This is a genomic window from Pseudomonas sp. FG-3G (assembly GCF_901007645.1).
Taxonomy (GTDB): domain Bacteria; phylum Pseudomonadota; class Gammaproteobacteria; order Pseudomonadales; family Pseudomonadaceae; genus Aquipseudomonas; species Aquipseudomonas rhizophila.
In genome coordinates this window covers 50,430-66,038 of record NZ_CAAKGZ010000037.1, presented here as the reverse complement: position 1 = coordinate 66,038, position 15,609 = coordinate 50,430, and the positions used below count along the sequence as shown (strand labels likewise).

Below are 15,609 nucleotides of genomic sequence, written 5' to 3'. Positions count from 1 at the left end.
AGAAGTTTGCACATCTATACTCCAAAAACCGTCTCATCACCAAGGTGTCTGTCTATGCACCTTGATCTGTGCTGAACCAGCGCTCTCTATAAGAACAAGTCCCGGAGGCCAGCATGAACGTTTCCCTTACGCCCAGCGACACTGCCCTGCAAACCGTAAAATTGTTGATCGACGGCGAGTGGGTTGAATCCCAGTCCAGCGAATGGCACGACATCGTCAACCCGGCCACCCAGCAGGTACTGGCGAAAGTCCCGTTCGCCACGGCGACGGAAGTCGATGCCGCCATTGCCGCCGCCCAGCGTGCTTTCCAGACCTGGAAGCTGACCCCCATCGGCGCGCGGATGCGCATCATGCTCAAGCTCCAGGCACTGATTCGCGAGCATTCCAAACGCATCGCCGCCGTACTGAGCGCCGAGCAGGGCAAGACTATCGCTGATGCCGAGGGCGATATTTTCCGTGGCCTGGAAGTGGTCGAACACGCCTGTTCCATCGGCACCCTGCAAATGGGCGAGTTTGCCGAGAACGTTGCCGGCGGCGTCGATACCTACACGTTGCGCCAACCGATTGGTGTGTGTGCGGGCATTACCCCGTTCAATTTCCCGGCGATGATTCCGCTGTGGATGTTCCCGATGGCCATCGCCTGCGGTAACACCTTCGTGCTCAAACCGTCGGAGCAGGATCCGCTGTCGACCATGCTGCTGGTGGAGCTGGCCATCGAGGCTGGTGTGCCGGCGGGCGTGCTCAACGTGGTGCATGGCGGCAAGGATGTGGTGGATGCCCTCTGCACCCACAAGGACATCAAGGCGGTTTCCTTTGTCGGCTCAACGGCGGTCGGCACCCACGTGTATGACTTGGCGGGTCGGCATGGCAAGCGCGTGCAATCGATGATGGGCGCCAAGAACCATGCGGTGGTGTTGCCTGATGCCAATCGCGAACAGACCCTCAATGCTTTGGTCGGCGCCGGTTTCGGGGCGGCGGGCCAGCGTTGCATGGCCACTTCGGTGGTGGTCATGGTAGGCGCGGCCAGACAATGGCTACCCGAGCTCAAGGCTCTGGCGCAGAAGCTCAAGGTCAACGCCGGCAGTGAGCCGGGCACGGATGTCGGCCCGGTCATTTCCAAGCGGGCCAAGGCGCGGATTCTTGAATTGATCGAGAGTGGCGTACAGGAAGGGGCCAAGCTGGAACTTGATGGCCGTGGCATCAGCGTACCGGGTTTCGAGCAAGGCAACTTCGTCGGCCCGACCCTGTTTTCGGGCGTGACTACCAGGATGCGTATTTACACCGAAGAAATCTTCGGCCCGGTGTTGGTGGTGCTGGAAGTCGACACCCTTGATCAGGCAATCGCCCTGGTCAATGCCAACCCGTTTGGCAACGGCACCGGCCTGTTCACGCAAAGCGGGGCGGCGGCGCGTAAATTCCAGAGCGAAATCGACGTCGGCCAGGTGGGGATCAACATCCCGATTCCGGTACCGGTGCCGTTTTTCAGCTTCACCGGCTCCCGTGGTTCGAAACTCGGTGACTTGGGCCCCTACGGCAAACAAGTGGTGCAGTTCTACACTCAGACCAAGACCGTTACCGCACGCTGGTTCGATGATGACAGCGTCAATGACGGTGTGAACACCACCATCAATCTGCGTTAAGGAGCCGGACATGAAGATCGCATTTATCGGTCTGGGCAACATGGGCGCCCCCATGGCGCGCAATCTGCTCAAGGCCGGCCATTCGCTGAACCTGTTCGACCTGAACCAGACGGTGCTGGCTGAACTGGCCACATTGGGCGGCACCATCAGCGCCTCGCCTCGCGATGCGGCCCAGGGCGTGGCCCTGGTGATCACCATGTTGCCGGCTGCTGCCCATGTCCGTAGCGTCTGGCTGGGTGAAGACGGTGTACTGGCTGGCATCGCCGCCGGTACGCCCGCGGTGGATTGCAGCACCATCGACCCGCAGACCGCTCGCGATGTTGCCGCCGCAGCCGCCAAACAAGGCGTAGCAATGGCCGACGCGCCAGTCTCCGGCGGCACCGGTGGCGCAGCGGCCGGCACGTTGACCTTCATGGTGGGTGCCACTGCTGAATTGTTCGCCACCCTGCAACCGGTGCTGGCGCAGATGGGCCGTAATATCGTGCATTGCGGCGACGTCGGCACCGGGCAGATCGCCAAGATCTGCAACAACCTGCTGTTGGGGATTTCCATGGTAGGCGTCAGCGAAGCCATGGCCCTGGGCGATGCCTTGGGGATCGATACGCAGGTACTGGCCGGGATCATCAACAGCTCAACAGGCCGTTGCTGGAGTTCGGACACCTACAACCCGTGGCCTGGCGTGATCGAAACAGCACCAGCGTCCCGTGGCTACACCGGAGGGTTTGGTGCCGAGCTGATGCTCAAGGACCTGGGCCTGGCTACCGAAGCGGCGCGGCAGGTTCATCAGCCGGTGGTGCTAGGCGCGGTTGCGCAGCAGTTGTACCAGGCGATGAGTCAGCGGGGCGAGGGCGGCAAGGATTTTTCGGCGATTGTTAACAGCTATCGCAAGCCGCAATAAGAGCTGGGGCATCGACGTCACAGAGTCTGTGCAATTTGGAAAGCTGTTTTCCGAGAGACCATGTCGGGTGGTCTCTCGGTTTTTTGTTTCAGGCGAAGACGAAATATTTACGCACGGTCTCGACCACTTCCCACGTGCCTTTCATGCCAGGCTCGATGACGAAGATGTCACCGGCCCGCAGATGGATCGGCTCCATGCCATCGGGGGTGATGATGCAGTAGCCTTCCTGGAAATGGCAGTACTCCCACTTCACATAGTCCACGCGCCACTTGCCCGGTGTACAGATCCAGGTGCCCATGATCTTGCTGCCGTCTTCGCTGGTGTAGGCGTTGAGGTTGACGGTGTGCGGATCGCCTTCGAGTTTTTCCCATTTGCAGGCATCGAGTACGGGCAGCGGATGGGTATCGCGCAGGACGGTGATGGGGGCGGTCATGTGAACTCCGAAAGGGACAGAAGAGAGCAGGCACCCTAACGCGCGACATGATCGGGCAGATGCCTGTGCTCGACACCGGCCTATCCAGAAGCGCGCATCAGCGAGCGGTCAGGTGCGTGGCAAGGGCTTTGGCGTAGGCGGGCAAGTTGTCGAAGCGGCGGGCGCACAGCCGCAGTGAGCGTTGAGCCCAGGCCTCTTGCAGCGAGACCCATTGCCAGGAAGGTTCGGGCGGGCGCCGCGCGATCGCGGCCTTTGGCACGATGGCAATGCCCGCACCATGAGCGACCATGCGAATCACGCCATCAAAACCGTCGGCGCGAATGCGAATGTGCATGCGTCGTCCGGTGTGCAGCGCCTGTTCTTCGAGGTAGATCGCCAGCGCACTGGAAGCGTTCAGGCCTACATAATCATGGCCGAGGGTCTCATTGAAACTCAGCAGGCGACCATCAGCCAGGGGATGTTCCGAGGGCAGGATCAATACCAGCGGATCATCGCGGAAGGGCCGGGTTTCAAGGCCGGCGATGTCCACCGCGTCGGAGATGATACCCAGGTCCGCCGCACCCTGACGCAGCGCATGGGTGATCCGTGAACTGGGCAATTCCTGCAGATCGATGTCGAGGTTGGAATGGGCCTTGAGAAAGTCGGCCAGCAATTCCGGCAGGTATTCGGTCATGGCGCTGGTGTTGCACAACAACCGCACCCGGCCTTTGACGCCGCGGGCGTATTCGCCGAGGTCCTGTTGCAGGTGTTCGGCATGTTGCAGCAACACCCGGGCATGTTGCGCCAGTGCCTGGCCGGCCGATGTGGGTGTTACACCGCGCCGCCCGCGTTCGAGCAATTCAATCCCCAGGGAGGCCTCCATGGCCCGGACCCGGGCACTGGCCGCTGCCAGGGAGAGATGGCTGCGGGCAGCGCCGGCAGTGATGTTGCCGGTGTCGAGGATGTGCAGGTAGAGGCGCAGGTCGGTGAGGTCGAAGTGCATGGGGGATGTGATCCTGTGCCGGGTTCTGGGGTGTCTGGAACATTGTCATCGCGAGCAGGCTCGCTCCCACGAGAACAATGCAGGATCCAAGGTGGGAGCGAGCCTGCTCGCGATGGCGTCTACAGCCTCAGCAAATTCTTCAGCCTCTTGCTCGGCCAGAGGCTATCTCAGTATATGGCAGATTCAAAACCCGACCGCCAGGGCCCACGATAGCCCCATGAACACACTCATGGCTTTCTATCAAAATCTTGGCCCTGCCCTTTCTTTGCTGGTCATAGGCACTTTCCTGCTGGCCGGCACCATCAAGGGTGTGATCGGCCTCGGCCTGCCGACCATTTCCATGGGCCTGCTCGGCCTGGCTATGGCTCCGACACAGGCTGCGGCGTTGCTCGTCATCCCGGCCACGCTGACCAATATCTGGCAACTGACCTTTGGCGGTCATCTGCAAACCCTGATCAGGCGCTTGTGGCCACTGTTGCTGGCGATTTGCATCGGCACCGCTCTGGGCACGTTGTGGTTCGATACGGTGGGGGGACCTTGGGCGGTGCGAGCATTGGGTGGCGCGTTATTGCTGTACGCGCTGAGCGGGCTGTTGCTGCCGACATTGCGGGTCGCTGCCAGTGTTGAGCCGTGGCTCGCACCGTTCTGCGGTCTGCTCACTGGCCTCATCACTTGTGCGACGGGTGTGTTCGTCATTCCGGCGGTGCCGTACCTGCAAGCGTTGGGCTTGAGCAAGGACGAACTGGTGCAGGCGTTGGGGTTGTCATTCACGGTTTCGACACTGGCCCTGGCGGCCGGCCTGCTGTGGCGCGGCGCCTTGGGCGGTGGCGAATTAAGTGCTTCGGTGCTGGCCCTGGCGCCAGCGCTGTTGGGGATGTGGCTGGGGCAATGGCTGCGTCAGCGCATCAGCGCCGTGCTGTTCAGGCGGGTATTTTTCATTGGCCTCGCTGTGCTCGGCGGCCATTTGCTGATCAGCGGCTAGCCGAGGACGGGCTGAGCATGTCGACGCGGCGGATCTCGAAATCGCGCTCCAGGTATTCCATGCGCTGCTCAAAAAACTGCTTCATGTGCGGCAGGTTCGAATGCACGTCCAGATGAGCCTGGGATTGCCAGATCTCATAGAAGATAAACAGGGTCGGGTCTTGCCGGTCTCGCAGCATGTGATACTCGATGCAACCGGGTTCGGCACGGCTCGGCTCCACGTAGGCACGAAACAGCGTTTCGAAGGCTTCGGCTTTTTCCGGACGGGTCTTGGCGTGCAAAATGAAACCGTGCAATTCGCTCATTGGAGTGGCTCCTGAATAAAAGTATGCGAATGCTACGGCAAGAATTGGCTGCCTATTCGTGCGTATAGGTCAAATCAGTTTTGCCGTTGCAGCGCTTACTCCGCCGCAAGCTCATCGGTACTCTGCCGCCATCATTTTCAATCTTTCCATTGGGTGACCGTTCAACCGTGTCCCCTGGAATCCGATGAGGCTCTCCATGAAAAAAGTCCTGCTGCTCAACGGTGGTAAACAATTCGCTCACTCCGACGGTCGCTATAACGCCACCCTCCATGATGCGGCGGTCAGCGTGTTGGACCGTGGCGGGTTCGATGTGAAAACCACGTTCATCGACGGTGGTTACGACATCAAGGAAGAAGTTGCCAAATTCCTCTGGGCCGACGTGATCATTTACCAGATGCCAGGCTGGTGGATGGGCGCGCCGTGGACCGTCAAGAAATACGTCGATGAGGTCTTCACCGAAGGCCATGGCAGCCTCTATGCCAGCGACGGCCGCACCCGCTCCGATGCTTCGCAGAAATACGGCAGCGGTGGCTTGTTACAGGGCAAGCAATACATGTTGTCGTTGACCTGGAACGCCCCGCAGCAAGCCTTCGATGACCCGACCGACTTCTTTGAAGCCAAGGGTGTGGACGCTGTGTACTTCCCGTTCCACAAGGCCAACCAGTTCCTGGGCATGAGCGGATTGCCAACCTTCCTGTCTGTGGACGTGATGAAACGCCCGAATATCGAGGCCGATGTGGCGCGTTATGAGCAGCACTTGATTGAGGTGTTCGGCCTGAAGGCGTGACCTTTCTTTTGTCACGTATCCCGATACTATCCTGGGGCTCGGGTCCGCTTTGCGGCCCGGCGAGGATAGATTCCCTCGCCACAAGAGAGCGCAGTCGACAGGGGGATGCGTGAAAGCCAGATCCGACGAATTACAGATTTTCGTCTGCGTGATCGAGTGCGGTTCGATATCCGCCGCCGCCGAGCAGGTCGGGCAGACGCCGTCTGCGGTCAGTCGCACCTTGTCGCGCCTGGAAGCCAAGCTCGATACCACGCTGATCAACCGCACCACGCGGCGCATGGACCTGACCGAAGAGGGCAAGTATTTCTTCGAGCAGGCCAAGGGCATTCTCGACCAGATGGATGAGCTGGAGGAGCGCCTGTCGTCTCGCCAGAAAAACCCGGCGGGGCGGTTGCGGATCAATGCGGCTTCGCCTTTCATGTTGCACGCTATCGTGCCGCATATCGAAGAGTTCCGCGGGCTCTACCCGGATATCCAGCTCGAACTCAACAGCAACGACCTGATCATCGATTTGCTCGAGCAAAGTACCGACATAGCGATCCGCATCGGCACCCTCAGCGACTCGACGCTACATGCCCGATCACTGGGGTGCAGTCCGCTGCATATCCTGGCCAGCCCGGCCTATCTGAAGCAGCACGGTACACCTGCCACTGTCGCCGAACTGGCCCGGCATGCACTGTTGGGGTTTGCCCAGAATGAGGGCCTCAATCAGTGGCCGCTGCGTCACGAGCACGGTGATCGTTGGCCGATCCAGCCTGCCATCAGCGCGTCCAGTGGCGAAACCGTGCGTCACTTGGCGCTGCAAGGGCAGGGCATAGCGTGCCTGTCGGACTTCATGACCCGTGAAGACATCCGTGCCGGCCAGCTCAAGGTGCTGCTGGCCGATGCCAACAGCGGATATCGCCAACCGATCAACGCGGTGTATTACCGCAACTCCCAACTGGCCCTGAGGATCCAGTGCTTTCTGGACTTCATCCAGGGCAAGCTCGCCGAATACGCCTCGCGGGAATTCAAAGGCTGATTCGTGGCTTCAAGGCGAGTGTGGTTTGGGTTCGGGGGCTGGCCGATGCGCGCGTACGTCGGTGAGCGGCTGTGAAGCGGCGCTCGTTTGTCGTCAGCCGCGCAGATGAGTCAGCGGCAGTTCGGTGCTGTTGAGCACCTGGTTCAACACGAAGCTGGACCGCACACTGGTGACCCCGTCAATCCGGGTCAGGTGCCCCAGCAGCAGTTTCTGATAATGGTCCATGTCCGGCACCACGACCTTGAGCTGGTAATCCGCATCCATGCCGGTCACCAGGCTGCATTCCAACACCTGGGGCAAATTGCGGATGGCGGCTTCGAAGTTCTCGAAACGTTCAGGGGTGTGGCGGTCCATGCCGATGAGCACGTAGGCCGTCAGGCTCAGGCCGAGCATTTTGCGGTCGAGCAGGGCGACCTGACGGGTAATGTAGCCGTCGTCTTCCAGTTGCTTGACCCGCCGCGAGCAGGGGGACGGCGACAGGCCGATGCGTTCGGCCAGCTCCTGATTGGAGATGCGCGCGTCGCGCTGCAATTCCGCCAGAATGCTCAGGTCGTAACGGTCGAGTTTGCTCATTGGTCGGGCCTTTGTCTGGATAATTGCTGGATATTATCTATCGCGGGTAAAAAATTGCGCAAGTGATGTTTATTTACGCAATCTTCGCAATCATTCGTCGGTGCTCCGAGCCTATTCTTATCACCAAGATCACTGCTCGGACAAACAGTCCAGTGCGGCCCGCCTAATCCGGCCGGCCGCGGTCGCAGCACCCACCGGTGTCTGGCAGACCCCCGAGCTGCACACTGTCCAGAAGACGGCGTGAGGTGAGCCGACGTCAAAAGCGTCGCGCACGGACGAAGTTCTCAAGGGGAGGCCGACGGGCCTCCCTTTTTTATGCCTGCGAAATAATGGCGGCGACTGATAATCTGTCGCAGAACCGGCCTAGGCTTTTCCAGTCTCATTCATCAGGCCCTGAACCGTTGTGAGGAATTTCATGAAGTCGCGCATCTGGCGTTTGGCAGGTGTTGGTCTGTTGTGGGCAAGTGTCAGTGCGCAGGGAGTGGCCGACGATCAGCAAAACCGTGGCGGCCCGGAGGGGCGAGGTGGCAATGGCCAGGGTTATTCAGGCCAACCCCGGCCACAGAGCAACGAGATCATTCGCGGCGACAACAGCCGCCAGTTTGAGGTCCAGCCTCACGCTCAAGGCGGCCAGCCCTACAACCGCCCGCCGCAAGACCCCAATGGTCGTCCGCCGCAGCCACCGGGTAACAGCCTGCCGATCCAGGGCCGCCCCGACAGCGTGACCCAGACTCAGGAGCCGAGGCCGGGTTACTACCGCGATATTCCGCGCCGCAGTGATGGCTATCCGAGCGGTGGCCCACGCCCCAGCCATGACCCTCGCCCTGATCAGCACTGGTCCGGTCGGCCGGACGGTCATGGCAACGGCTGGGGGCCGGGGCCGCAATATCGTCCTGGGTATGTAATCGATCGTTTTCCGGATCGTCACTACCGCGTGCCTTACCGTGGCCATGACTATTTTTATTCGGGCGGTTACTGGTATCGCCCCCAAGGGCCGCGCTATATCGTGGTTGAGCCGCCGCGCGGAATCCGTACCCGTTATCTGCCCGATTATGCCCGGGAAGTCTGGATCGGCGGCTCGCTGTTTTTCCTCGCCGCCGGTGCCTATTACATCTACGAAGCCAACACCCGGGACTACGTCGTCGTTGACGCGCCGGTGAGCAACCCGCAGCCCCAGCCCCAAGGCAACAGCTACGATGTGGTGGCTTATCCAGCCAACGGCCAGTCTCCCGAGCAGGTCAATCAGGATGGCTACGAATGCTATCGCTGGGCGGTGCAGCAGAGCGGTTTCGATCCGCGCAACTACACCTACCCGCCCGCGCCGCAAGTGGTACAGACCTATCGTCAGGCCCAAGGGAGTTGCTTGAGCAGTCGTGGGTATCAGGTGACGTACTGATCACTCGAAAGAAAACACTCCCCTGTGGCGAGGGAGCTTGCTCCCGCTCGGTTGCGCAGCGACCGTAAAATCTTGGGCCTGCTGCGCAGGCCAGCGGGAGCAAGCTCCCTCGCCACGGGGTTCTGTGTTCGGCGTCAGGCGCTGGTGCGCTTCACCACTTCCGACGGATCGGCATGCACCAACACTTCCGCCTTCGGATAGGCGCGGTGTATGGCATCGGCGGCCTGGTCGCTGATGCCGTGGGCCACTGACAGGGTCAGTTCTCCCGGCAATTCCAGATGCAGTTGCACGAACCAATGGTTACCTGAGATCCGCGTGCGCAGATCGTGGGCACCCAGTACCCCGGGCACCGCGCAGGCCAGTTCCAGCATGCGCTGACTGACGTCGGGCGGCAGTTCCTCATCCATCAATACCGCGAAGCTTTCCCGGGCGATCTGGATCGCGCTCCACAGGATGTAGACGGCGATGCCCAGGCCGAACCAGGCATCCAGTTGATGCCAGCCCAACCCGGCCAGCACCAGGGCGACCAGGATGCTGCCGTTGAGCAACAGATCCGAGCGATAGTGCAGCGAGTCAGCGCGCACGGCGTTGGAGCCGGTGGCGCGGACGACCCGATGTTGCAGCGCCAACAAGGCCAGGGTCAGCCCCAGGGAGAATACGATCACGCCGACACTGAGCCAGGCCGCTTCCACCGGGACCGGGTTTTTCAGACGCTCAAACGCCTGTAGCGCAATCAACACCGCACTGCCGCCGATGAACAATGCCTGGGCCATGCCGGCCAGGGACTCGGCTTTGCCGTGGCCGTAACGATGGTCCTCGTCGGCGGGGCGCAATGCGTAATGCACCGCCAGCAGGTTGAGCAGCGACGTGACGCCGTCCAGCGCCGAGTCGGTCAGGCCGGCGAGCATGCTCACCGAGCCGCTCAGCCACCAGGCCAGTGCCTTGGCAATGACCAGAATAAGCGCCACGGCCACCGAAGCACGGGTGGCCAGACGCAGCAGACGGGCATGTTCGGTGCTGGTGGTCATGGCGCGGTCGTTCCTTCAATAGCGCCCATCACGCGGCCGGTTTAAGCCCGAGGGCGGCCAGTTGCTGGGCGTTGCCCTTGCTTTGGATCAAACGTGGGTCGTCCAGGAGGAAACTGCGGCCCAGTTCGCTCTCCAAAATCGCTTGCAGCTTTTGGTTGTTGACGCTGCCGTCGGCGTTGATCGCCGGCTTGAGCTTTTCTGGCTCGATCTGGACGCTTCTGCCGGGCTCGAAATAAATCGCCCCGGTGGCGAAGTCCACGGCGAACGCGATCAGGCCGGGGATGATGTAGAACAGCAGGCCGACGGCGTCCAGCGCGGCAATCGCCGGGTCGATCTTGCCGTCGATCTGGCCGCGACGGTCGGGGTAGAAGATCGAGCCGCAGGCGCTGATCTGGGTCAGCAGGGAGGCGACCAGAACGCCGCCGATCACGCGAAAGGGAATACGCATAGCAATCTCCTGAGCAGGTAAAGGCGTTGCTGGTTGGAGTCCAGACCACGCTAAACAGTTCGCCGTTATACTCGGCCCTCTGTTTTGGAGCCAGCATGATTTCTTTGCCGATTGATGAAGTTTTACCTGCCCTGCGTCAAGCCTTGGCGTCGCGTCACGAAGCCGTGCTCGAAGCGCCGCCCGGCGCTGGTAAAACCACCCGCGTCCCCTTGGCCCTGTTGAATGAGTCCTGGCTGGCCGGGCAGACGATTCTGATGCTTGAGCCCCGGCGCCTGGCGGCACGGGCGGCGGCCGAGCGACTGGCCAGCGAGCTGGGGGAAAAGGTCGGTGAAACCGTCGGCTACCGAATTCGTCTCGACAGCAAGGTGGGCCCCAAGACCCGCATTGAAGTGGTCACCGAAGGCATCCTCACCCGCCGCTTGCAGGACGACCCGGCGCTGGAGGGCGTGGGGCTGCTGATTTTTGATGAATTCCACGAACGCAGTCTCGACGCCGACCTGGCCCTGGCCTTGAGTCTCAATGGCCGCGAGCTGTTTCGCGACGACCAGCCGCTGAAAATCCTGCTGATGTCCGCGACTCTGGAAGGCGAGCGCCTGGCCGGGTTGTTGGACGACGCGCCGATCCTGCGCAGTGAAGGGCGCATGTTCCCGGTGACGGTGCGCTGGGGCCGGCCGTTCCAGCCCGGCGAGTTCATCGAGCCGCGCCTAGTGCAGACCGTGCTCGAAGCGCTGCACGATGAAACCGGCAGCGTGCTGGTGTTCTTGCCTGGGCAAGCGGAGATCCGCCGGGTTCATCAGCAACTGGCCGATGCCTTGGGTGAAGGCGGCAATGTGCTGCTCTGTCCGTTGCATGGCGAGCTGGACCTCGCCGCCCAACGCGCGGCCATCGACCCGGCGCCGCCCGGCCAGCGCAAAGTGGTGCTGGCCACCAACATCGCCGAAACCAGCCTGACCATCAATGGCGTGCGGGTGGTGATCGATGCCGGATTGGCGCGAGTGCCACGTTTCGATCCGGGCAGCGGCATGACCCGCCTCGACACCCAGCGGATTTCCCGGGCCAGCGCCACTCAGCGGGCCGGGCGGGCCGGGCGTCTGGAGCCGGGGGTGTGCTATCGGTTGTGGTCCGAAGACCAGCACGAACAACTGGCCGCTTATGGCAGCGCAGAGATTCTTTCGGCGGACCTGGCCGGGCTGGCTCTGCAATTGGGGCGTTGGGGCGTGACGCCGCAGCAATTGGTCTGGCTCGACATCCCGCCCACCGCCGCTTATGCCCAGGCGCAGGAGCTGCTGCAACGCCTGAGCGCGCTGGACGGCGAGCAACTGACCCGTCATGGCCAAGCCATGGCCGAACTGCCGGCTCACCCGCGCATCGCGCATTTGTTGCTGCGCGGGCAGTCGCTGGGGCTGGCGGACATGGCGTGCAACGTCGCGGCGCTGTTGGGTGAGCGAGACATTCTGCGTGGCGCCGGGGCGGACCTGCACACGCGCCTGGCGTTGCTGTCCGGTGAAGAGCGGGCGGCCCGTGGCGCCCAGGGCGGGGTACAGCGGGCGCGGCAACTGGCCCGGCAATATCGCGGTTACCTGCGGGGCAAAGCCGAAGACGCCGTCGCCGACCCCGAACATCCGCGCTGGCTGGGCGCTTTACTGGCGTTGGCCTACCCGGATCGCGTCGCTCAACAGCGGCGGCCCGGCGGGGCGGAGTATCGCCTGGCCAACGGCCGTGCAGCGTTGTTTGCCGAAGCGGACAGCCTGATGAAACAGCCGTGGCTGGTGATCGCCGACCTGGGCAGCCGACAGGGGCAGCGGGAAGAGCGAATCTACCTGGCGACGGATTTCGAGCCGGCGCTGTTTGATTCGGTGTTGGCCGAACAGGTGCGCACGGTGGATCAACTGGATTGGGACGAGCGTGAAGGCGTGCTGCGGGCCGAGCGCCAGCGCAAGGTCGGCGAACTGGTGCTCAGCCGTGAGCCACTGACCGGCCTGGATGAGTCGGCGCGCAGCCAGGCGCTGGTGAACCTGGTACGGCGCAAGGGACTGGAGTTGCTGCCCTGGACGCCGGAGCTGCGGCAATGGCAGGCGCGGGTGGCACTGTTGCGCCGGCTCGACCTGGAGGCCAAGAGCGAGAGTGATTGGCCAGATGTCAGCGACGGAGCGCTACTGAACACGCTTGAGCAATGGTTGATACCGTACCTGGGACGCGTGTCACGTCTCAGCCATTTCGCCAACCTGGACCTGTCGAGTATTGTCCACAACCTGCTGCCCTGGCCCTTGCCGCAACGGCTGGATGAATGGGCACCCCATCATCTGAGCGTGCCCTCGGGCTCGTCGATTCGCCTGGACTACAGCGAACACCCGCCGATTCTCGCGGTACGCTTGCAGGAACTGTTCGGCCTGGCCGACACCCCACGCATTGCCGGCGGCCGACAGGTCGTCAAACTGCACCTGTTGTCACCGGCGCGGCGACCGGTGCAGGTGACCCAGGATCTGGCGAATTTCTGGCGCAGCACCTATGCCGAAGTAAAGAAAGACCTCAAGGGACGTTATCCCAAGCATTACTGGCCGGACGATCCGCTGGTGGCCGAAGCCACGGCCCGGATCAAACCCCGCAAGTGATAAACCGCCGGTTTGGCCCGCCAGCACGGGGGCGCAAATGGTAGATTCACCGACCCATCAACTGCTTTATACGCAGTCCCGGTTACTTGGCTTCAGATTCGGAACAGTTCATGGCAAAGAAACCAGCAGCGCCCACCTCCCAGGCACCGATGACCTTGGCCACCAGGGGTTCGAGCCTGACGTTGATCGATGTGGCAAAGATTGCAGGCGTCTCGCCAATGACCGTTTCCAGGGCTTTGCATCGCCCGGAACTGGTGAGCGAGAACACGCGGGAGAAGGTCCGCGAAGCGGTGCGCCAATCGGGCTATGTGCCGAACATGCTGGCGGGTAGCCTGGCGAGCAACAAAAGTCGTCTGGTGGCGATTTTCCTTCCAACCATCGCTAACTCCATTTTTGCAGACACCGTGCAATCGCTGATGGACCGCCTGACCCAAGCGGGCTATCAAACCCTGCTCGGTCTGACCGGCTACAGCGCGGAGCAGGAAGAGAAACTGCTTGAAGCCGTACTCGGTCGTCGTCCGGACGGCATCGTATTGACCGGTACGCTCCATACCGAATCAAGTCGCTTGCGACTCGCCCAGGCGGGAATTCCCGTGGTCGAGGCCTGGGATCTGAGTGAAGACCCTTTGGACATGCTGGTTGGCTTCTCCCATGAAAAAGTCGGGCAAGAGACCGCGCGACATTTGCTTGAAAAGGGTTACCAGCGCTTTTCCGTGGTGACCATCAGCGACCCGCGTGGCCTGCGTCGCTGCAACAGTCTTATCGCCGAGCTGCAGCGCCAGGGCATTGAAGAGGTGCCCATGGAAGTCCTGGCGCCCCCCGCCACGCTGGAGGTGGGGCGCGAGGGGCTGCGGCGGCTGCTGGATCTGCCGGTGCGCCCCGACATCGTGGTGTGCAGCTCCGATACCGTGGCTCAAGGTGTGTTGGCGCAAGCCGCCAGCCTTGGCTTGAAGGTGCCCGCTGAGCTGGCCGTCATGGGCTTCGGGGATCTCAGCAGCGCGGCGCAGGTTTACCCGGCACTGTCGACCGTCAGCGTCGATGGCGGCAAGATTGGCCTGCAAGTGGCTGAGGCACTGCTTGAACGATTCGACAATCCCGGCGCCCATCTCAAACCCGTGCGAATTGACACCGGCTTCACGTTCATCGACCGCGCCAGTACCTGAGCCTGGCAGTCGATTTTCCGGGGATTTACGGGATTGAATGATTGCGCAATCAGTGTAGTATCGAGGCAAGAGACCTTCTGAAGCATCGACGAAGGTCTTTTTTATGTCTCGTGATGATTGCGCAATCATCGTCGCCTTCAGAGCCTGTCCAAGGAGAGCCCCATGCTCGTACAAGAACAATCGCTCAAGTCCTCCGATGACGACCGAATCGCCTGGGTTCGTGTCGCTTCGGTCATCCTGCCGCTGGCCAATCCCATCAGTGATGCCAAGGTCCTTACCGGACGGCAAAAGCCGATGACTGAAATCGCCATCCTGTTTGCCGAAATCGAGACCGTCGATGGGCATCAGGGCCTGGGTTTCAGTTACTCCAAACGTGCCGGCGGGCCGGGACAATTCGCTCATGCCAAGGAAATCGCCCCGGCGCTGATCGGGGAAAACCCCAGTGACATTGCCAAACTCTGGACCAAGCTGTGTTGGGCTGGCGCGTCGGTGGGCCGCAGCGGTATGTCGACCCAGGCCATCGGGGCGTTCGACGTGGCGTTGTGGGATCTGAAGGCCAAGCGCGCCAACCTGTCGCTGGCGCGCTTGCTCGGTGCTCAACGTGACTCGGTGCGTTGCTACAACACTTCCGGTGGCTTCCTTCACACCCCGCTTGATCAGTTGATGAAGAACACTGACCTCTCGCGAGAAAAGGGAATTGGCGGCATCAAGTTGAAGGTCGGGCAACCGGATTGCGCCATCGACATTGAACGGGTCAGTGCGGTGCGCAAGCACTTGGGTGACAACTTCCCGTTGATGGTGGATGCCAACCAGCAATGGGATCGCCCGACGGCCCAGCGCATGTGTCGGCAATTTGAAGCGTACAACCTGATCTGGATTGAAGAGCCGCTGGACTGCTATGACGCTGAAGGCCATGCCGCGTTGGCGCAGCAGTTCGATACACCGATTGCCACGGGTGAAATGCTCACCAGCGTTGCTGAACATGCCGAGTTCATCAAGCAGCGCGGCGCTGATTTCCTGATGCCCGACGCGCCACGAGTAGGCGGCATCACCCCTTACCTGAAGGTCGCATCAATGGCCGAGCAGGCGGGCCTGATGCTGGCTCCCCATTTCGCCATGGAACTGCACGTTCACCTGGCAGCCGCTTATCCGACCGAGCCCTGGGTCGAGCATTTCGAATGGCTTGAGCCGCTGTTCAACGAGCGTCTGGAAACCCGCGACGGTCGGATGTTGGTGCCCACTCGCCCCGGTTTGGGACTGACGCTGAGCGAACAAGTCAAACCCTGGACGGTTCAGGAAGCCGAGACAGGTACTCGTCCCTGATCAAGCGTGGGTGATTCGG

Annotated in this window: 15 protein-coding genes; 9 read left to right on the top strand and 6 right to left on the bottom strand. The window is 61.7% G+C overall.

Going from position 1 to position 15,609, the window contains the following annotated elements:
• Positions 1-113: 113 nt before the first annotated feature.
• Together PSEUDOMOFG3G_RS23955 and mmsB are read left to right on the top strand one after the other, a co-directional pair.
• Positions 114-1,640, top strand: coding sequence for a CoA-acylating methylmalonate-semialdehyde dehydrogenase (locus tag PSEUDOMOFG3G_RS23955; protein WP_139051223.1), 1,527 nt, complete (start codon positions 114-116; stop codon positions 1,638-1,640).
• Between the two features lie 10 nt (positions 1,641-1,650).
• Positions 1,651-2,538: a 3-hydroxyisobutyrate dehydrogenase gene (gene mmsB / locus PSEUDOMOFG3G_RS23950; RefSeq protein WP_139051222.1), complete on the top strand. Its 888-nt coding sequence runs from the start codon at positions 1,651-1,653 to the stop codon at positions 2,536-2,538.
• Positions 2,539-2,626: 88 nt separating this feature from the next.
• Here mmsB and PSEUDOMOFG3G_RS23945 read toward each other — a convergent pair whose 3' ends face one another.
• Complete coding sequence (locus PSEUDOMOFG3G_RS23945) at positions 2,627-2,971, bottom strand: cupin domain-containing protein (protein ID WP_047229527.1); 345 nt, start codon at positions 2,969-2,971, stop codon at positions 2,627-2,629.
• Between the two features lie 97 nt (positions 2,972-3,068).
• Positions 3,069-3,953, bottom strand: a complete 885-nt coding sequence (locus tag PSEUDOMOFG3G_RS23940) for a LysR substrate-binding domain-containing protein (protein WP_139051221.1) — start codon at positions 3,951-3,953, stop codon at positions 3,069-3,071.
• A gap of 217 nt (positions 3,954-4,170) precedes the next feature.
• On the opposite strand from PSEUDOMOFG3G_RS23940, the gene PSEUDOMOFG3G_RS23935 reads away from it, so the two are divergent.
• Positions 4,171-4,935, top strand: a complete 765-nt coding sequence (locus PSEUDOMOFG3G_RS23935) for a sulfite exporter TauE/SafE family protein (RefSeq protein WP_139051220.1) — start codon at positions 4,171-4,173, stop codon at positions 4,933-4,935.
• Here the strand turns inward: PSEUDOMOFG3G_RS23935 and PSEUDOMOFG3G_RS23930 are convergent.
• Entirely contained in the window at positions 4,925-5,239 is a 315-nt protein-coding gene (locus PSEUDOMOFG3G_RS23930) for a putative quinol monooxygenase (protein ID WP_047229530.1), read from the bottom strand. The genes PSEUDOMOFG3G_RS23935 and PSEUDOMOFG3G_RS23930 overlap by 11 nt on opposite strands.
• A 196-nt stretch (positions 5,240-5,435) precedes the next feature.
• On the opposite strand from PSEUDOMOFG3G_RS23930, the gene PSEUDOMOFG3G_RS23925 reads away from it, so the two are divergent.
• Together PSEUDOMOFG3G_RS23925 and PSEUDOMOFG3G_RS23920 are read left to right on the top strand one after the other, a co-directional pair.
• On the top strand, positions 5,436-6,026 hold the full coding sequence (locus tag PSEUDOMOFG3G_RS23925; RefSeq protein ID WP_047229531.1) for an NAD(P)H-dependent oxidoreductase: 591 nt from the start codon (positions 5,436-5,438) through the stop codon (positions 6,024-6,026).
• Between the two features lie 109 nt (positions 6,027-6,135).
• Complete coding sequence (locus PSEUDOMOFG3G_RS23920) at positions 6,136-7,047, top strand: LysR family transcriptional regulator (protein ID WP_076386452.1); 912 nt, start codon at positions 6,136-6,138, stop codon at positions 7,045-7,047.
• A gap of 93 nt (positions 7,048-7,140) precedes the next feature.
• Here PSEUDOMOFG3G_RS23920 and PSEUDOMOFG3G_RS23915 read toward each other — a convergent pair whose 3' ends face one another.
• Positions 7,141-7,620 carry an Lrp/AsnC family transcriptional regulator gene (locus PSEUDOMOFG3G_RS23915; RefSeq protein ID WP_047229533.1) on the bottom strand — a complete coding sequence of 160 codons (480 nt, stop codon included), beginning with the start codon at positions 7,618-7,620 and terminating at the stop codon, positions 7,141-7,143.
• Between the two features lie 415 nt (positions 7,621-8,035).
• On the opposite strand from PSEUDOMOFG3G_RS23915, the gene PSEUDOMOFG3G_RS23910 reads away from it, so the two are divergent.
• Positions 8,036-9,016, top strand: coding sequence for a DUF6515 family protein (locus PSEUDOMOFG3G_RS23910; RefSeq protein ID WP_139051219.1), 981 nt, complete (start codon positions 8,036-8,038; stop codon positions 9,014-9,016).
• Positions 9,017-9,150: 134 nt separating this feature from the next.
• Here the strand turns inward: PSEUDOMOFG3G_RS23910 and PSEUDOMOFG3G_RS23905 are convergent, their stop codons facing one another.
• Both PSEUDOMOFG3G_RS23905 and PSEUDOMOFG3G_RS23900 read right to left on the bottom strand, forming a co-directional pair.
• Positions 9,151-10,044, bottom strand: coding sequence for a cation diffusion facilitator family transporter (locus PSEUDOMOFG3G_RS23905; protein ID WP_047229535.1), 894 nt, complete (start codon positions 10,042-10,044; stop codon positions 9,151-9,153).
• A 28-nt stretch (positions 10,045-10,072) separates the two neighbouring features.
• Positions 10,073-10,492: a polyribonucleotide nucleotidyltransferase gene (locus tag PSEUDOMOFG3G_RS23900; protein ID WP_139051218.1), complete on the bottom strand. Its 420-nt coding sequence runs from the start codon at positions 10,490-10,492 to the stop codon at positions 10,073-10,075.
• A 95-nt stretch (positions 10,493-10,587) separates the two neighbouring features.
• Here PSEUDOMOFG3G_RS23900 and hrpB point away from each other — a divergent pair, with 95 nt between their 5' ends.
• From hrpB to PSEUDOMOFG3G_RS23885, 3 genes are all read left to right on the top strand, one after another.
• The gene (hrpB, locus tag PSEUDOMOFG3G_RS23895; protein ID WP_139051217.1) at positions 10,588-13,104 is read left to right on the top strand and encodes an ATP-dependent helicase HrpB; all 2,517 of its coding nucleotides are present in this window, start codon (positions 10,588-10,590) and stop codon (positions 13,102-13,104) included.
• A 110-nt stretch (positions 13,105-13,214) separates the two neighbouring features.
• Positions 13,215-14,267 carry a LacI family DNA-binding transcriptional regulator gene (locus PSEUDOMOFG3G_RS23890; protein WP_139051216.1) on the top strand — a complete coding sequence of 351 codons (1,053 nt, stop codon included), beginning with the start codon at positions 13,215-13,217 and terminating at the stop codon, positions 14,265-14,267.
• 162 nt (positions 14,268-14,429) lie between these two features.
• Entirely contained in the window at positions 14,430-15,590 is a 1,161-nt protein-coding gene (locus tag PSEUDOMOFG3G_RS23885) for a mandelate racemase/muconate lactonizing enzyme family protein (protein ID WP_139051215.1), read from the top strand.
• Positions 15,591-15,609: the final 19 nt, after the last annotated feature.